The 17990-nt window shown below is 73.0% G+C and carries 12 protein-coding genes and 2 tRNA genes; 12 read left to right on the top strand and 2 right to left on the bottom strand.

The genetic code is table 11. The annotated features are described in order from the left end of the window. Positions 1-133 precede the first annotated feature (133 nt). From WME82_RS39720 to WME82_RS39705, 4 genes are all read left to right on the top strand, one after another. Positions 134-2593 carry an MMPL family transporter gene (locus tag WME82_RS39720; RefSeq protein ID WP_438039552.1) on the top strand — a complete coding sequence of 820 codons (2460 nt, stop codon included), beginning with the start codon at positions 134-136 and terminating at the stop codon, positions 2591-2593. A gap of 1 nt (position 2594) precedes the next feature. After that, the gene (locus WME82_RS39715; protein WP_438039551.1) at positions 2595-4004 is read left to right on the top strand and encodes a hypothetical protein; all 1410 of its coding nucleotides are present in this window, start codon (positions 2595-2597) and stop codon (positions 4002-4004) included. Continuing rightward, on the top strand, positions 4001-5356 hold the full coding sequence (locus WME82_RS39710; RefSeq protein WP_438039550.1) for a hypothetical protein: 1356 nt from the start codon (positions 4001-4003) through the stop codon (positions 5354-5356). The genes WME82_RS39715 and WME82_RS39710 overlap by 4 nt, the downstream gene beginning before the upstream one ends. A 338-nt stretch (positions 5357-5694) precedes the next feature. Next, positions 5695-6117: an RNA recognition motif domain-containing protein gene (locus tag WME82_RS39705; RefSeq protein ID WP_437325211.1), complete on the top strand. Its 423-nt coding sequence runs from the start codon at positions 5695-5697 to the stop codon at positions 6115-6117. A 114-nt stretch (positions 6118-6231) separates the two neighbouring features. Here WME82_RS39705 and nhaA read toward each other — a convergent pair whose 3' ends face one another. Beyond that, positions 6232-7638: a Na+/H+ antiporter NhaA gene (gene nhaA / locus WME82_RS39700; protein WP_437741722.1), complete on the bottom strand. Its 1407-nt coding sequence runs from the start codon at positions 7636-7638 to the stop codon at positions 6232-6234. Positions 7639-7793: 155 nt separating this feature from the next. On the opposite strand from nhaA, the gene WME82_RS39695 reads away from it, so the two are divergent. From WME82_RS39695 to rpsI, 7 genes are all read left to right on the top strand, one after another. Continuing rightward, positions 7794-9086: an MFS transporter gene (locus WME82_RS39695; protein ID WP_438039549.1), complete on the top strand. Its 1293-nt coding sequence runs from the start codon at positions 7794-7796 to the stop codon at positions 9084-9086. 58 nt (positions 9087-9144) lie between these two features. After that, complete coding sequence (glmS, locus tag WME82_RS39690; RefSeq protein ID WP_438039548.1) at positions 9145-10980, top strand: glutamine--fructose-6-phosphate transaminase (isomerizing); 1836 nt, start codon at positions 9145-9147, stop codon at positions 10978-10980. 159 nt (positions 10981-11139) lie between these two features. Beyond that, a complete protein-coding gene (locus WME82_RS39685) occupies positions 11140-12900 on the top strand; it encodes an ATP-binding protein (protein ID WP_438039547.1) in 1761 nt (586 codons plus the stop codon). Positions 12901-13089: 189 nt separating this feature from the next. Then, positions 13090-13176: transfer RNA gene (locus WME82_RS39680), tRNA-Ser, on the top strand. Positions 13177-13281: 105 nt separating this feature from the next. Further along, a tRNA-Ser gene (locus WME82_RS39675) sits at positions 13282-13366 on the top strand. A 507-nt stretch (positions 13367-13873) separates the two neighbouring features. Beyond that, complete coding sequence (gene rplM, locus WME82_RS39670; RefSeq protein WP_437741719.1) at positions 13874-14323, top strand: 50S ribosomal protein L13; 450 nt, start codon at positions 13874-13876, stop codon at positions 14321-14323. A gap of 8 nt (positions 14324-14331) precedes the next feature. Beyond that, a complete protein-coding gene (gene rpsI, locus WME82_RS39665) occupies positions 14332-14724 on the top strand; it encodes a 30S ribosomal protein S9 (protein ID WP_437711475.1) in 393 nt (130 codons plus the stop codon). Between the two features lie 186 nt (positions 14725-14910). Here the strand turns inward: rpsI and WME82_RS39660 are convergent, their stop codons facing one another. Then, on the bottom strand, positions 14911-16998 hold the full coding sequence (locus WME82_RS39660; protein WP_438039546.1) for a peptidoglycan DD-metalloendopeptidase family protein: 2088 nt from the start codon (positions 16996-16998) through the stop codon (positions 14911-14913). Positions 16999-17115: 117 nt separating this feature from the next. Between WME82_RS39660 and WME82_RS39655 the strand changes: the two genes are divergently transcribed. Beyond that, positions 17116-17988, top strand: a complete 873-nt coding sequence (locus WME82_RS39655; protein ID WP_438039545.1) for a tetratricopeptide repeat protein — start codon at positions 17116-17118, stop codon at positions 17986-17988. Positions 17989-17990 lie beyond the last annotated feature (2 nt).

Below are 17990 nucleotides of genomic sequence, written 5' to 3'. Positions count from 1 at the left end.
CGCAAGCGTCGTGAGCTCGGGAGCATCGTCCGTGTGGGGGGCCTCGCGGCGAGGCGGGCGTGAGGGTGGATATCCTCGCGGCGAGGCGGGCGTGAGGGTAGAGGAGCGGCGCCGGGCACGGCCCGGCGTTTCCATGGCAGCACCTCCTCCGCCTCCGTCGGCTCGTGCGGACGCCCCCCGCCGGCCGCTCCGCCTTGTCGTCGTCGTCGTCCTCGCGGCGCTGACGCTCGCCGCCTTCGCCGCCGTGACGCTGCGGCTACAGCTCGAGCCGAACGTCGCCTCGCTCCTGCCGGAGCGCGGAGACGCCGCGGCGCTGCGCCGGTACGTGCGCGGGTTCGGGGGCGGCGACCTCGGCGTCGTGATGGTCAAGGGCGACGACCCCGACGAGAACGCGGCCGTGGCCGCAGAGATCGCGCGGGCCCTCGCGGCGCGCCCGACCGTGCAGCGCGCCGCCGATCGGATCGACGTCTCGCGCTCGCTCGATCCGTGGGTCGCGTTCCGGCACGCGGACGCGCGCGTGCGAGAGCGCCTCGCCGCCGCGCTCTCGCCCGAGGGGATGCGGGAGCGCCTCGCCGAGACGCGCGCCATGCTGCTCGCGCCGGGCGGCGGCGCCGCGGCGGAGACGATCGCGGCCGACCCGCTGCGCCTCTCGCAGCTCGTCTTCGAGTCCGCGGACATCGGATCCGGGGTGCGCACGCAGGCGGACGGCGCCTTCGCCACGGACGACGGCAAGGTGCACCTCGTCCTGGTGCAGCCAGCGGGGCAGGCGCTCCGCGGCGCCGACGCGCGGGCGTTCGTCGCGGACGCGAACGCCGTCCTCGGCCCGATCCGCGCGGCGCACCCCGGGCTCACGCTCGGGCTCACCGGCGGGCACGCCATCGCCGCGGCGACCGAGGCGATGCTCACGCGCGATCTCGCGATCTCGGGGTCGCTCTCGATGCTGCTCGCCTCCGTCGTCTTCGCGCTGCTCTTCCGCCGCCTGCGCGCCCTCGCCGCGGTGATGCCGCCGCTCGTGCTCGGGACCCTCTGGACCGCGGGGCTCGCCACGGCGCTCCCGGGCGGGCTCAGCGCGATCGCCGTCGCCTTCATGTCGGTGGTCGTCGGCGTCGGCGTCGACACCGGCGTCCACGTCTACGCCGCGCTGCTCGAGGCGCGGCGCGAGGGCCTCGATCCGGAGGCGGCCGCGCGCGCGGCGAGGGCGCGGACCTCCCGCGCGGTGCTCATCGCTGCCGTCACGGCGGCGGCGGCGTTCGGGGCGCTCGCGCTGTCGGACATCAACGCGCTCCGGCAGCTCGGGCTCCTGTGCGCCGCGGGCGAGGTCCTGACGGCGATCGCCATCGTCCTCGTGACGCCGGCCGTGGGCGCGTGGCTCGAGCGGGGGACCCCGCCGACCGAGGCGCCGGCGCGCTGGCCCGACGGCATCTACCGGCTGACCCGCACCCGGGGCCGCGCGCTCGCGCTCACGGGGCTCGCGGCGCTCCCCATCGCGGCGGTGTCGCTTGGCGCCTCCCCGCCGCTCGCGGAGGCCATCGTCGCGATCAGGCCGGCCGAGCTCGAGCCGCTCAAGGTACAGCAGGAGATCTTCGACGCGTTCGGCGGGCGGCGAGGGCAATGGGTGGTGCTCCTCGCGGACGGCGACCAGGAGCGCGCCCGCGCGCGCGGCGACCGGATCGCGGAGCGCCTCGCCTCGATGAAGGCCGACGTGGAGGCCGTCGACGCGCTCACCGCGCTCGCCCCCGCCGCCCCGACGCAGGCCGAGCGCTTCGCCGCGCGCGACGCGCTCGACCTGCCCGCCAAGGCCGACGAGCTCGCGCGCGCGCTCCGCGACACGGGCTTCGCGCCCGAGCGCTTCTCGGCGGTGCTCGACGGGATGCGCGCGCCGCCCCGGCAGGAGGTGGCGCTCTCCGATCTCGAGCGCGGCCCCGCGTCCATCCTGCTCTCGCGCTACCTCGGGGCGGACGGGGGCGAGGCGCTCGTCGCGCTGTACGTGCGGCCCCGCGAGACCGGCTCGGTCGCGCAGATCGAGCGCGCGATCCGCGAGGAGGATCCGGGCGCCATGCTCACCGGCTACAGCCGGCTCGAGGCGTCGCTGCGCGAGACGCTCGCGCACGACATGCCGAGGATCGCGCTCGTCGCGGGCGCGCTCGTGCTGCTGGCGCTCTCCGCTTCCCTCCGCAGCGCGCGCGACATCCTGCTGGCCGCGCTCGTCGTCGCCTCGGAGATCTCCCTCGTCCTCCTGCTGATCCGGGTGCTCGGCATCCCCCTGCACGCGTACGACGCGCTCGTCATCCCGGTGCTGCTCGGGATCACGGTGGACGAGGGCATGTTCCTGCTCCACCGCGCCCGCGACATCGAGGCGGCGGGCGGCGGCGACGCCGTGATCCGCGAGACGCTGCGCCGCGAGGGGCCGGCGATCGCCGCCACGGCGCTGACCACGGCCGCGGGCTTCTCCGCGCTCGCGTTCTGCGGCTTCGACGGCCTCCGCGACCTGGGCCGGGTCGGAGCGCTGGGCAGCGCGGTCGGCCTCGTCGTCGCGCTCCTCGTGGTGCCTGCGGGGCTGCGGCTCTGGCCCCGGGCCCACGGACGCGCATAACATGTCGCCGTTGTCGCCCCGGGGCCTCCTCCTTGTCGCTCTCCTCGCGCTCGCGCGTCCCGCCGAGGCGCAGCCGTCTCCTCCGCCCGCTGCGGCGCAGCCTCCTGCATCGCCGGCGCCGAGGCCGCCGCGCTCGGCCGTGGCTCGCGCCGTCGACGCGCTCGTGCGCTCGCTCGACGCCGTGGACGGCCGCGCGCTCGTGGCCGCCGCGCCGCTGGTCTCCGACGCGCCCGCGCCGCGCGGCGCCCAGCTCGTGGCCACGCTCGCCGCCCAGGTCGCCGGCAAGCTCGGCGCCGGCGTGCGCGCGCAGAAGGACCCGATCCCGCTGCCGCTCGCGCGCGAGGCGGCGCGCGACGACGCGGCGCTCGTCCACCTCGTCGTCGAGATCGCGGCGGGGAAGCTGCGCGTCACCGCGGACGTGTACCCGGTGCCGCGCACCGTCTGGGCGCGCATCCGCGACCCGGCGCCGGGGCCCATCGCCCACGCCTACGCCGAGGCGCCCCTCGACGCGGAGATCCGCAGCTTCCTCGCGCCGATCCCGCTCGTCGCCGCCAGGGTCGACCGCGCCAAGAACTTCGAGGGCGACGTGGTCGCGCTCGCGTGCGGCGATCTCGACGCCGACGGGGCGCTCGAGCTCCTGAGCGTGAGCCGCCGGCGCGTGACGACGCTCCGCCTCCGCGGCGGCCGGGTCGTGCCGCTCGCGTCGCGCCCGTGGCCGGACGTGGTCGCGGTGCACCCGGCGCCGCTCCGCGAGCCGCTCGCGTTCGCCACGCTCGTCGAGCGCGCGAGGGACGGCGAGCGCCTGCCGCCGTTCGCCGACGTCGGGCTCACCGACCGCGCGCGCAGCGTCCGCTTCGACGGCGAGCTGAAGGCGCTCGCCGAGCTGCCGGGGCTGGCGATCCCGGACGCGGGCGGCTCGGCCTGCACGACGGCGTGGGGGACGCTCCTCACGGGCCCGCTCGGGCCGTGCGCCCCGGCCGATCCCCCGCCGGCGACCGCGTCGCTCTCCGGCCGGTACGACGCGCTCGCGTCGGCGCAGCTCCTGTCCGCGCAGGGCGAGCCCTTCGCGGTCTGGGCGACGCGCGAGCGCGGCGCGGTCGAGCTCCGGGACAGCGCGGGCCGCCGCAAGGTCGTGGGCAGCGCCGGGGCGCAGCTCGCGGTCGGCGATCTCGATCAGGATGGAGAGCCCGAGCTGCTCGCCAGCCTCGACGTCCTCGATCCGCTCGAGGATGCCGTCGTGGTCTGGTCGTGGCGGCGCCGGGAAGGCGGCCCGGCCCGCGCGGCGCCAGAGGAGATCCTGCGCTTGCCGGCGCCGGCGGGGGTGCGCGCCCTCGCGGTCTGTCCGCCCGACGGGGCCGGGCGCGCCCCGTTCGCCGTCGCGACGGCGGACGAGATCTGGGTGGTGCGGTGAGCCTCCCGCGCCGCGCCTTCCTCGGCGGCGCCGGCGCGCTGCTCGGCGCGGCCGCCCTCCCGGAGGGCGCGCGTGCGATGGGGCGCACCCCGCTCGGCGGCCGCCTCTCGATGCACCTCCCGTGGCCGACGAGCTCGCTCGATCCGCACGAGCTGAGCGATCCCGCCGCGGCGCTGTTTGCGTCGGCGATCGCCGACAGCCTCTACGGGCTCGACGCGTCCGGGAACCCGTACCCGACGCTCTCGTCCGCGCTGCCGTCGCGCGAGGCGGATGGCGCGGTCGTGCGCCTCCGCGAGGGGTTGCGCACCGCGCGCCTGCTCAAGCTCGACGGCCGCGACATCGTGAGCTCCGTCGAGCGCGCCCGCGCTCGCGGCGCCGCCGCGGCGCTCGCCGACATCCCGAGGCCCGAGCGGCACCCGAGGGATCCGCTCGCCGCGGTGTTCCCGCGCGCGGATCCCGCCCGCGTCGCCCGCGCGCTCGCGTCGCCGATGGTCGCGCTCCTGCCGCGTAGCTTCGACGCTGCGGCGCCGGATGGCACCGGGGCGTTCCGGGCCGACGTCGGCCCGGGGCAGATCACGCTGACGCGCAACGACGTCGCCGCGCGCGGCGCTGCCTTCCTCGACGCGATCGAGGTGATCCGCTCCGAGGACCTGACGACGTCGCTGCGCGCGTTCGAGACCGAGCGCGACGATCTCGGCTGGCTCGGCGCCGGCCTCCACACGAACCGCCGCGGCGCCGTCCGCTTCGATCTGGGCGTCGCCGGGTGGATCGTGCTCACGACGGGCCCCGACGCCGGGCTCTTCGGTCAGCCTGGCGTCGCGCAGCGGCTGGTCGACGCGCTGCCGCCCGAGCGCCTCGCGCACCTCGGCCTCGTCGGCCTCCCGAGGGCGCACGGCGATCCCGCGTGGGGAGGGCCCCCGGCGTCGCTGCTCGTGGACGAGTCAGCCGCCCACCTCGTCGAGGTCGCCGAGGCGGTCGCGCCGATCCTCTCGCGGCCCGGGCACGAGGTCACCGCGGAGCCGGTGGCGCGGGCGGAGCTCGGGCGCCGCCGCGCCCGCGGGAAGGCGACGCTCGCGATCGAGCTGGTGCGCCCGCTCGGCCCCGGGCCCCTCGGCGCGCTGCTCGCCCTCGCGACCGCCGACGATCGCAGCCGCGCCCTCGACCTCGCCCGTCACCCGCCCCGCCTCGTGCCCGGCGCCGCCCCCCGCTCGCTCACCGCGACGCTCCGCCTCGGCGTGGTCGCCGAGGTCCGGATCGCGGGCGGCGTGCTGCCGGACGTCGCGCTCGCGCGCGCCGCCAGCGGCGAGGGCTGGGATCTCGGCGCCACCTTCCGCCGCCCAGCGAGGCGCTGATGTGTGCCTACCCCCGCGCGGAAGCGAGCGCGACCGCGCGGCGGCTGTTCGGGACGTCCGGGCGAGCGTCACGGCGATGGGGGCCGCTTCGAGTGCTTGCGCGGTGGGGACATTTGGTTACTATCGGCTGGTCACGAACGTCACTGGCACTCGACACGACGCTTCTCTTCTCGGGGATCGCGGATTGATCGCGGACTGGACGACGCAACGTGTGGCGCACCGGGGGCTCCTCCCCAGCGCCGCCCCCCCTCGATCCCCCACGGCTCCATCGGGGCGGCAGGGCACTGTTCGGCACCGAAGCTGACGCATCTCGCAGAGCCGTGAAGTGAATCAGTGTCATGGGTACTCGCCTCTACGTTGGTAATCTCCCCTTCTCCGCCACCAAGGCCTCCGTGCAGGCCGCGTTCGCTCAGAGCGGCGAGGTGACGGATGTACACATCGTGACCGACCGCGAGAGTGGTCAGTCGCGTGGCTTCGGGTTCGTCACGATGGGCACGCCTGAGCAGGCCCAGCAGGCGATCGAGAACATGAACGGCGCCATGATGGACGGCCGTCCGCTTCGCGTGAACGAGGCGGAGGAGCGGGTCCAGCGCGGCGGCGGCGGCGGTGGCGGCGGTTACGGCGGCGGTGGCGGCGGTGGTTACGGCGGCGGCGGCGGCGGTGGTGGCCGCGGCGGTCGTGGCGGTGGCGGCGGCGGTTACGGCGGCGGTGGTGGTGGCGGCCGCGGCGGTCGTGGCGGTCGCGGCGGCGATCGGTACTGAGCCGGGCTAGGCCGATGTTTTAGCGGCGGTGCCTCTCCCCAGAGGCGCCGCCGTTCTCGTTCGTGCGCTGACTTGTGCGGCGACCGCCGTCACGCGCTCCGAGGCCCCGGTCGATCAGTACTCCGTCGATGCCTCCGCCTCATCGGCCGTCGCGGCGATCTGGCCTGCCTCCGCGGGGCGGAGCACGAGCTTGCCGACGGCCATCCCGACAAGGGCCGAGAACAGCGACCCGAGCAGGACGGCGAGCTTCGCGACCCCGAGCCGTTGCCCCGTTCCGAACGCGAGCCCCGCGACGAAGATCGCCATCGTGAAGCCGATGCCCGCGACGCATCCCACGACGAGCACGCCTCGCCAGAGGACGCCGCGCGGGAGGGCGGCGAGGCCGAGCTTCACCGACAGGAAGCACGCGACCATGATCCCGAGCGGCTTGCCCATCGTCAGGCCGAGGACGACCCCGAGCAGCAGCCGCGTCGAGCCCGCCGCGCCGAGGTGCACGTCGCCGAGGCTCACGCCCGCGTTGGCGAGCGCGAAGAGCGGCATGATCCCGTAGGCGACCCACGGATGCAGCGTGGCCTCCAGGCTCACGACGGGCGGCAGCGCCTCGCGCCGCGCCTGCGCGAGCTGCGCGAGCGGCCCGGTGAGCTCGCGCGCGTCATGCCCGCCGGTCGCGCGCTCCTGGAAGTCCTGCAGCGCCCTCCGGGCCTCGGCGAGGAAGCCCTCCTCGCCGAACCAGGGATGCACCGGCGTGAGCAGGCCGAGCAGGACACCCGCGATCGTGGGGTGCACGCCGGCGCTCAGCAGGCCGGCCCAGATGACGACGCCGGGCGCGGCGTAGACCGCAGGCGAGCGGACGCCGAAGCGCTGAAGCGCGAGCACGCCCGCGATGCCCAGGGCCACGAGCCCGAACCCCGCGACCGAGATGCTCGACGAATAGAAGATGGCGATGACGAGGATCGCGCCGATGTCATCGATGATCGCGAGCGCGAGGAGCAGCACGCGCAGCGCCGCCGGGACGCGGTTGCCGAGCAGCGCCAGCGCGCCGACCGCGAACGCGATGTCCGTCGCCATCGGCACGCCCCATCCGCTGCGCTCCGGCGGGCTCGGGTTCAGCGCGAGGTAGATGAGCGCCGGGAAGAGCATGCCCCCGAGCGCGGCCGCGACGGGCAGCACCGCCCGCTTCAGGACGGAGAGCTCGCCCTGATGGATCTCGCGCCGGATCTCGAGCCCGACGACGAAGAAGAAGATCGTCATCAGCCCGTCGTTGATCCAGAAATGGAGATCGCGCTCGACGACGTAGGAGCCGACGCCGAGCCTCACCGGCGTGTGCCAGAGGCGCTCGTACGAAGCTGCCCAGGGAGAGTTCGCCCACGCGAGGGCCACCGCGGTGGCGATGAGCAGGACGATGCCGCTCGCCGCCTGGACGTGGAGGAACCGCTCGAGGGGCTGGAAGATCCAGAGCGCCAGGCGGCGCGCGGGCAACCAGGTTCCGGGCGGAGCGTTGCGGAGGTCCGAGGTGCCCATCCCGCGCGTACGGTAGGGCGCCCCACGGCGATCGAGAAGCGGCAATGACCCGAGCTCCGCGCTTCCGGGGCGCGGAGCTTGCTCCTTTGCCTGGCGGGCGTCAGAGACCGGCACGCTGAACGCCCCTCGCGCTCGGGGCGGGCCGCTCACAGCCGATGCCTCCTTCCATCCCTTCAGAGCACAGGCCGTCGCCGCGGGCGATATCGCTTTACTACTTCGGTATCTTCGCCGTCCTCGGCGTGTACCTGCCGCTGTTCCCGAGCTGGCTGGAGGCGCGGGGGATCCAGGGTCTCGCGATGGGGGCGATCGCGGCGACGCTCCCGGCGATGGGCCTCATCGCGCCGCCGGTGTTCGGCTTGATCGCCGACTCGCTCGGCGTGCGGGTGTGGCTGATCCGGGCGGCCTGCGCCGGCGCCTTCGTCGTGTTCGCGCTGCTCGCGCTGTCGTCGGCGCTCGGCGTGTCGCTCGGCTTCGCCGGCCTCTTCGTCGCGGCGCTCGCGTTCGCTTTCTTTCGATCGCCGATGTTCATGATGGCCGACGTCGTCGCGGTGGAGGCGTCGGCGAGCTCCGGCATCGCCTACGGCAGGCTCAGGCTCTGGGGCTCGATCAGCTTCGCGCTGATGGCGATCGCCAGCGGAGCCCTCGTCGATCCCGCGCGGCCGGCCGCGTTTCCCGCCACGATCGCTGCCTGCCTGCTGATCGCGTTCGCCATCTCGTGGGCCCTTCCGGCGCGCGGCGAGGCGCCCTTCCGTCGGTCCGGCCTGCGCGACGGAGCGGCCGACGCCGCCGGCGCTGCGCGCTCTCCGGTCGCCGGAGGCTCCGTGCGGCAGCGCGCCCGTGCCCTCCTCCAGAGCCACGATTTCCGCCTGTTCCTCGCGGCATCGTTCCTGGCCCAGAGCGCCACGTCTTCGTACGATCTCTGTTACACGCTGCACCTGCGCGACATCGGTTTCCCCGAGTCGCTGGTGGGGGTCGCGTGGGCCGTCGGCGTCGCCGGCGAGATCGCGCTCATGGCGTTCTCCGGTCCCCTGCTCAAGCGGTTCGCTCCGCCCACGGTGCTCGCGTTCGCCTTCGCGGGCGCCTCGCTCCGCTGGGCGTTGCTCTCGTATGTGCGCTTCTGGCCCGCCCTGCTGGCCATCCAGCCGCTCCACGCGGTCTCGTTCGGCATGATGTGGGTCGCCTCGCTCGCTTACACGAGGGATCGCTCCCCGCCTGAGATCCTCGCCACGGCGCAAGGGCTCTTTTCGGCGAGCGCCGGCGCCGGATCCGTCGTCGGGATGCTCGTGTGGGGTGAGCTCTACAAGCGCGGGGGCGGCACCCTCACTTTTGGGGTCGCCTCGATCACGGCGTTGATAGCATTCGTCCTGGCTGTGACCTTCGCGCGATCAACGCGGCGTTCACCGTCAGGGGGCTCAATTTTCTCTGTCAGCTCCCGGTGCCAGGAGTAACGTTCCATTTTCCGCCGCACGCGTAGGCGCGCGCGGGCACTACCTGAACGAGGCGAGCATGTGCGGGATCGTCGGATACGTTGGGTCAAAAAAGGCGGCGCCGATCATCGTCGAAGGGCTGCGGAAGCTCGAGTATCGAGGCTACGACTCGGCCGGCATCGCCATTCATGACGGCAAGGGCATCGAGATCGTCCGGACGCTCGGCAAGCTGATCAAGCTCAGCGAGGCGCTCGAGAAGCGGACGCTCGACGGCACGACCGGCATCGGCCACACGCGGTGGGCGACGCACGGCCGCCCGAGCGAGGTGAACGCCCACCCGCACTCCGCGGGCCCGGTGGCCGTCGTGCACAACGGCATCATCGAGAACCACGTGGCCGTCCGGCAGCAGCTGGAGAGCCAGGGGGTCAAGTTCCTCTCCGACACGGACACCGAGATCGTCGCTCACCTCGTCCACCGCGAGCTCCAGAAGGGCGCGAAGTCGCTCTTCGAGGCCGTGCGCGGCGCGCTCCGGCAGGTCCACGGCGCCTACGCGATCGCGGTCCTCTCGCGCGATGAGCCCGACGTCATCGTCGCCGCCCGGTACGGCTCGCCGCTCGTCGTCGGCGCCGGCGAGAACGAGATGCTGTGCGGCAGCGACATCCCCGCGCTGCTCGCGCACACCCGCGACATGATCTTCCTCGAGGACGGCGACATCGTCGAGCTACGCGCGAGCGGCGTCCGCATCGAGACCGTGACCGGTGGCGAGAAGGTCGAGCGGCGCGTGAAGCGCATCGACTGGAGCCCCGTCCAGGCGGAGCGCGGCGGCTACAAGCACTTCATGCTGAAGGAGATCCACGAGCAGCCCGACGTCGTCGAGGCCACGCTGCGCGGCAGGATCGATCTCGCCGCCGGCGACGTTCACGCGACCGAGATGGGGGTCACGCCCGAGTTCGCGAAGGAGCTGCGCCGGGTCTACATCGTCGCGTGCGGCACGAGCCACCACGCCGGCATCGCCGGGCGTTACTGGATCGAGCAGCTCGCCAGGGTCCCCACGGTCGTCGAGCTCGCGAGCGAGGTCCGCTACCGCGAGCCGATCTTCTTCCCCGACGATCTCGTGATCGCCATCAGCCAGTCGGGCGAGACCGCCGACACGATCGCGGCGCTCAAGGCGGCGAAGGCGCAGGGCGCCAAGGTGCTGGCGCTCTGCAACGTGCTCGACAGCGCGATCCCGCGCCTCTCCGACGGCGCGCTCTACACGCACGCGGGCCCCGAGATCGGCGTCGCCTCGACCAAGGCCTTCACCACGCAGCTCGCCGCGCTGCTCCTGCTCGCCGTCTACCTCGGCCGCCGCCGCGACTCGCTGCCGGCGGAGCGCGGGCGCGAGATCCTCCAGGCCCTCTGGGAGATCCCGAGCCACATGCGCGAGGTGCTCGGCGACGCCGACTACGTGCACGCGATCGCGAAGCGCCTCGTCCACGCGAAGGACGTCCTGTTCCTCGGGCGCGGCCTCGGCTTCCCCATCGCGCTCGAGGGCGCGCTCAAGCTGAAGGAGATCTCGTACGCGCACGCCGAGGGCTACGCGGCCGGCGAGATGAAGCACGGGCCGATCGCCCTCATCGACGAGGCGCTCCCCGTCATCGTCGTCTGCCCGCGCGACGCGCACTACGACAAGACGTTCTCCAACCTGCAGGAGGTCCGGGCGCGCGAGGGGCAGGTCGTCGCGATCGCCACGAAGGGCGACGAGTCGATCCTCGAGATCGCTCAGCACCACGTCTGGATCCCCAAGGTGCCGGACGAGGTCGGGCCGCTCCTTACCGTGCTCCCGCTCCAGCTCATCGCCTATTACGTCGCCAACCTGAAGGGCAACGACGTCGATCAGCCGCGCAACCTCGCGAAGACGGTCACCGTCGAGTAACGAGCAACGTCGCTCTCGCGGCGCGGCATCCCCGCCGCGGCGAGCGGCCTCCTCTGCCGCGCGCAGCGCTCCTCCGCGGTGCGCGCCCCTCCTTCTTCAGCGCGGGCGCCCCCGCGCCGCGCCTGCGCGCCCGCGCTGGGCCGCGGCTATGCTGCGCGCATGCGCATCCCCGGCAGGACGGAGCGGCGGGTCGTCGCGGCCATCCTCGTGACCGCCCTGATCCCGCTCGTCGCCAGCATCGTGGTCGCCAGGACGGTGATCGCGCGGGTGTCGGCGACGGCGTTCCAGCCCGAGTTCGGCGTCCACCTGGACAGGGCGCTCGGCGTGTACGCCGAGCTGGCCGCCGCCATCAAGCAGGGCATGCGCTCCGAGGCCGACGCGATCGTCGCGGCGGACCCGCTGCGCGAGACGGCCTTCACCGGCGACGCGCAGCGCCTCGACGCCGAGCTTGCGCGCATCATCGCGGCCCACCCCGCGCTGGTCTCCCTCCGCGTCGAGCGCTGCGGCGGCGATCTCGTCGGAGCGCGCGAGCGCGGCCGCCCGGTGGATCCGGCGCACGAGAAGACGCTCACGGTCCGGAAGGCGATCGCGCGCGCGCCCGGCCACGCCGCCGAGCCCGGCGATCCCGCGCCCGACGACGGCGGCTGCGACGGCGACGCGCGGACCCTCGTCGCGACGTTCGCCGCGCCGAGCGCGCGCTTCGACGAGCTCGACGCGGCGCAGGCGTTCGCGCAGGCGTACCACGCCCTCGAGCGGGAGCACCGGAAGGAGTACCTCGACGAGAGCTACGGCGACGCCTTCGCCGCCCTGCTCGGCGCGACGATCGTCCTCGCGATCCTCGCCGGCGTGCTCGTGGCGCGCCCCGTGGTCGACCGCATCGCGCGGCTCGCCGCGGCGACCCGGCCCGTCGCGGAGGGCGACCTCTCGGTGCGCGTGGGGCTGCAGGGCGACGACGAGGTCGCCGATCTCGGCCGCGCCTTCGACCGCATGCTCGAGGAGCTCGAGGGCAGCCGCGCGCGGATCGAGTTCCTCAAGCGCATGGGCGAGTGGCAGAAGATGGCGCGGCACCTCGCGCACGAGATCAAGAACCCGCTGACCCCGATCCAGCTCGCCGTCGAGGAGTGCCACCGGCGCTATGCGGGCAGCGACCCGGCGTACCAGCGCTTGCTCCAGACGACGCTGGAGGTCGTCGAGGAGGAGGTCGGCACCTTGCGCCGCCTCGTCGGCGAGTTCTCCAATTTCGCGCGGCTCCCGCGGGCGGAGCTCGAGCCCTCGGATCTCGCGGAGTTCCTGCGCGAGCAGGGCGAGCGCTTCGCCGCGGTCGAGGAGGCGGGGCGCGAGCACGCCTCGGACGAGGCGCTGCTCGGGCGCGTCGATCTCGAGTTCGATGTGCCGGATGTCCCGATGCCGGCCGCGCTCGATCGCGAGATGCTCCGGCGCGCGCTCGGCAACATCGTGCGCAACGCGGCGCAGGCGCTGCGCGACGCGCAGCGAGCGGCGCCCGGCGGAGGAGCCCGAGGGCGCCCGGGCGCCGCTGTGTGGGGCAGCGTTCGCGTCTCGGCGCGGAGCGAGGGGCAGAGCCACCTCATCGCGATCGACGACGACGGCCCGGGCATCGATCCCGCCGTGCGGGACTCGGTGTTCGATCCGTACGTCACGACGCGGTACGACGGCACGGGGCTCGGCCTGAGCATCGTGAAGAAGATCGTGGTCGATCACGGCGGCACCATCGACGTGCTCGAGTCCCCGCTCGGAGGCGCGCGCTTCGTCGTCCGGCTCCCGCGCGCAGGCACGCCTGCGGCGCGCGCCGCGCTCGGGGCCGAGGCCTTCTCCGACGGCGATCGCGAGCCTGCGTCCGAGGGGGCCGCTCCGACGCGGCCAGCCGCTCGCGGAGGGCAGGCGCCGCGCGGGGCGGGGTAGGGCCGCGCCCGCCGGTGCGGCGCCGCGGATCCTGCAGCGCCAGACAGCCGCATGCTGGACGACGAGCGCTGCCCGGGAGCGCGCTCCGGGCTGCTGGCGGGAGGCCTCGGCGCCGAAAGCGCACCTCCAGACCGGTCGGTGGTCAGGAGATGCTTGACCAGCCGGCCCCGCTTTGCCATGTTCGCCGGCGGAGAGGTGACCGAGAGGCCGAAGGTGCCTGATTCGAAATCAGGTGTACCCGCAAGGGTACCGCGGGTTCGAATCCCGCTCTCTCCGCTACGCTTGGCTGCTTGCCCCCGTTGAAGCAGGTGGGCTCTGACCGCCCGCTCTCTCTCGAGCGGCGCCGGTCCGGCAGAAGCGGGGCGCGTTGAAGTTGTATCGGGAGAGGTGACCGAGTGGTCGAAGGTGCACGACTGGAAATCGTGTGTACGGCAACGTACCGCGGGTTCGAATCCCGCCCTCTCCGCTGAGCTGAACCGTCGATCGACTCCTTGCCGTGATGAGCTCCTTCAAGCGAGCCAGCAGGACGTCGGCGACCGATGTGACGTGAAGGATGAGCGATGAGACGGATCGGCCGGTCGCTCGACCGCCGCGTCTGCTCGCCGCAGTGTTGCCTGGCGCGGCGTTCGGGGGGGAGCTTTGGGCTCGTTCGCCGTCGATGCGGCCGAGAGGCTGCCTGGTTCAACGCCTTGGCGAGCTGGATGATCGGGGAAATAAGAGAAATCTGGGACCCCGAGACAAGCCAGCGGTGCAAGGCGGGACCGACAAAACCGGCGGAACGGACGGAACGCCGACGGAACGCCGACGGAACGCCGACGGAACGCCGACGGATTGTCGACAAACCCCGCTTGACCAACCCTCGCCGGACGATGACGATGCACCCGCAGAAGCCTGAGATGCTTGACAGGCGAAGGGCCGCCTTGTAGAAGTGGCGCCCCTTTTTGGCAGGCGCACTTCCGGAGTTTTTCGCCCAATGAATCCTCAGCCCAAGTCCTTTTCCGCCAAGCCTGCGGAGGCCCGCAACGAGCGTACGTGGTGGGTGATCGACGCGGAAGGCAAGCCCCTCGGCCGCCTTGCCAGCCGCATCGCCACGGTGCTCCGCGGCAAGAACAAGCCCACGTTCACGCCGCACGTCGACACCGGCGACTTCGTGATCGTCGTGAACGCCAAGAAGGTCCTTCTGACGGGCCGCAAGCTCCAGCAGAAGAACTACGTGCGGCACAGCGGCGAGCCGGGCGGCTTCCGTTCCGAGTCGTACGGTCACCTGCTCGAGCGCAAGCCGGAGCTCCCGATCCAGAAGGCCGTGAAGGGCATGCTCCCGAAGAACGTGCTCGGGCGCGAGCTCCTCACCAAGCTCAAGGTCTACGCCGGTCCCGATCACCCCCACGCGGCGCAGCAGCCGCAGCCCCTTAGCTACAGCTGAGCAAAGCCATGACGGAAACGAGAACGTACGCCACTGGTAAGCGTAAGACCGCCGTTGCGCGCGTCTTCCTCTCGCCGGGCACCGGCAACATCAAGGTGAACCAGAGGCCCGCCGACGATTACTTCGTCCGCGAGACCTCGCGCATGGTGATGCGTCAATCGCTGGAGCTGCTCGAGCTGCTCGAGCAGTTCGACGTGAACGCGACCGTGGTCGGTGGCGGCCACAGCGCGCAGGCCGAGGCGATGCGGCACGGCATCGCGCGCGCCCTCTGCGAGCTCGATCCGGAGCGCAGGCCGTCGCTCAAGCGCGCGGGCTTCCTCACGCGCGACGCGCGCAAGAAGGAGCGCAAGAAGTACGGCCAGCCCGGCGCCCGCAAGCGCTTCCAGTACTCGAAGCGGTAGCAGGCCTGGGCCGCCGCCCATCGGGATGGACGGCATGGCAAGGACATCGAGGGCGCGAGGGTTTCCCCCTCCGCGTCCTCGGTGCGTTTTGTCTGCCCGATGCCGCGAAGGCGCCGAGGACGGGACAGCTTGTCCCTCGGCGTCTCTCCTCATCTTCATCGAGCGGACCTCTCGGCCCGCTCGGCGTCACATCGCTTCCGGCGGGCTCTTGAGATCGGCGCCTTCGATGAGCTCGCCCTCGTCGTCCCCGGCGCCTTCCGGCGGCTGCGCTTCTTGCTCGTTCGGTCCGCTCGGTCCGACGTCCGGTGCCGCGGCGGCCGAGGCCTCGCTGCCGGTGGCCGCGGGCGGCGGCGAGGGAGGCTCTGCCGCCTCCGGCTTCGTCGGTTCGGGCGGAGGTTCGGGCAGCGGAATGGCGTCGAGCCGCTTGTCGAGCGCTTCCTTCGTCGCGGCGAACGCCGCGCGATCGATGCCGGGCATCACGCGCTCTCCATCGAGCTGGAGCGTCTCGGCATCGAAGTACTTGCCGTCCCTCTTGGCGCTGAAGTGAAGGTGAGGGCCCGTCGAGCGGCCCGTCGACCCGACGTAGCCGACGAGCTGGTGGGTACCCACCTTCATGCCGGCCTTGATGCCGGGGGCATACCTCGACAGGTGCGCATAGCCGGTGGTGACCCCGTTCGCGTGCGTCACCGTGACCAGGTTGCCGCTCGGACCCGCCGGACCGACCCAGTCGACCACGCCGCGATACGCCGAGTACACAGGCGTTCCCATCGGCGCGCCGAAGTCCGTCCCGTTGTGGGGCATCTTCTTCTTCAGCACCGGGTGCATCCGCTGCGGGTTGAACCTCGACGTCACGGGCGCGCCCGGGACCGGCGCGCGCCAGCCGCCGGCGTGCGGCTGCCGGCCGCGCTCATCGAACGTGCCGCGGGCCTCTTGCCCCTTGAAATCGTAGATGCGCACCGGCTTCTCCGCGGGATCCGCGGGCCGGTACTCGAGCGCGATGACCTTCTTGTACCGGGAGAACATCCCGAGCGCCGTCTCTTCGACGGCGATCAGCCGGACCGTGCTCCCTTCCTCGAAGCTCTCCGTCGAGAGGCGCCCGTTCAGCGCGTCGTCGATCACGTCGAGCACGCCGGGCTCCAGGCCCCCCGCCCGGATCGCGTTGGCGAGATCCTTCCCCACGTAGAAGGAGGCGACGACCTCCTCCTCGGCGATCTTCATGTCGAGCGTGGCGCCCGTGAGCAGCCCGGCCGCGTCGTCCCTCGCCTGGTAGATCTCGCTCGCCGAGACCTCGTACTCGAAGGCGCGGACGCGGCGCGTGGAGCGATCCATCGCGACCGTGAACCGGTCCTTGCGGCCGCACTTGTCGAACTTCCGCAGCCCGTCGAAGGCCTTCATGATCCGGTAGATCTGCGCCTTCGGTACGCCCTTGTCGTCGAGGGCCGCGATGAACGACCGGCGGTCCATCACGTCGCTCACCAGGAGCATGGAAGGATCCTTCCCGAGCTCGGAGATCCGCCATGGGCCGGGCAGCGGGGTGCGCTGCTTGGTCTTCACCTCGGGCACGGAGGACGGCCTGGCGGTCCCGTCCGTACCTGCTGCCGAGGTCGCCGGGCTCGCCGCGACCAGCGCGCGCTCGTCGCGCACCGGGACGCCCTGGATCAGCAGCGCGATGAGCGAGGTGAGCGTCGCGAGGCCGAAGATGCCGCCGAAGACCGCGGTCATGCGCGGCGACAGGTGCGGTCCTGGAGGCGGCCGGCTGAGGCCGGGTGGAAGCCGCGGGCCGTCCGTCGAACCGGGGCCCGCGTGGGGACCGCCGTCCATGAGCGACGGCGTCCGCAGGGGCTGCACGCGCGGATCGCTGCCGCGCGACCAGGGCGCCGATGCGCGCCCGCGAGAAGAAGGAGGAGGGAGCTGCGGCGGCCACGTCGACGCCGCGCGCGCGCGAAGCTCGCTGCTGCGCGACCAGGGAGCGGCCGGAGCGCCCTCGCCCCGTCGATTGCCCTGAAGCGGCGCCGTCAGCGGCGGCGTGGCCGGTCTGCTGGGGGCGTCGAGCGCGTCGTCCGCGACGTCCTCGGCCGCGCCGATGCGCACGATCTCCGCGCGCGGCGCGTCCTGCGGGACAGCAGCTCCGGGCTCCACGCGCGGCGCGTCTTGCGGGACAGCGGCGCCAGGCTCCGCCGCGCTGCCGGCCTCGCCGCTCCGCCCCCTGGCGCGGTCCTCGGCGTCCGGCGCTCCGGAGGCCTCGAGCGGGTTCTGGGGTACTGCACTCGGCACGCCGACGTGCGTACCAAGGCATCGACGGCGTTGCAACCGCGCGACTCCCCGGCCGACGCAAGGGTTGCGCGGAAGGCGGATCCCATCGTACGCCGGTCGCGTAAGCTGACGGGCCTGATGGACGACCGGCTGAAGCAACTTCTGGTTCTCGGCAGGGAGCACTACGAGCGGCGCGAGTACGATCTCGCGGAGCACGCCCTGCGGCAGATCATCGAGAAAACCGACCGCTTCGCGGACGTCTACAACATGCTCGGCGTCATTCTCCACGAACGCGGTGATTTCCTCGCGGCCGAGGCCCACTTCGAGCGCGCGGTGCAGCTCAACGCGCACTACACGGAAGCGCTGCTGAACCTCGCCGTCACCTACAACGACCTCGGCAAATACGAGGCCGCGCGGCAGGTCTACTCTCGCATCCGCCGCGGCGAGGGGGGAGGCGGCATCCTCGACCCGTTCGCGCGCGGCAAGATCGCCAACATGCACGCCGATCTCGCGCAGGCCTATGCCGACGCCGGCTGCGCGCAGGAAGCGATCGCCGAGCTCACGCGGGCTGTGGCGCTGTGTCCGACGTTCGTGGATCTTCAGCTGCGCCTCGGGACGATGTACCGCGACGCCGGGAATCTGGCGCTCGCTCGCGAGCATTACGCCGCCGCGCGCGACGCGAACCCGAAGTACGCACCAGCGCGCGTGCTGCTCGGGGTCGCGCTGCTCTCCCTTGGCGCGCCCGATCAGGCGAGCGCCGAGTGGCGCGAGGCGCTCGCCATCGATCCCGACAACAGGACGGCGAAGATGTACCTTCGCACGCTGGAGGCGCAGCGGAGCAGGCGCGCCGCGGGCGCTGTGTCAGGCGAGCCGGCGCCGGCCGCCGCGGCGGGCGGTACGTGGGACGCGCTCGACGAGGCGACACCCACGACCGTGAGCGACATCCTCTCCAAGACGACGGCCGATGCAGCAGGTGAGACGGATCGTGCTGCACGGGAAAGCAAACCCTGAAC

Origin of the sequence: Sorangium sp. So ce128 (genome assembly GCF_051525245.1) — a bacterium.
Classification (GTDB): Bacteria; Myxococcota_A; Polyangia; order Polyangiales; family Polyangiaceae; genus Sorangium; species Sorangium cellulosum_B.
The sequence above is the reverse complement of the archived record's forward strand: the minus strand, read 5'-3'. Positions and strand labels throughout refer to the sequence as shown.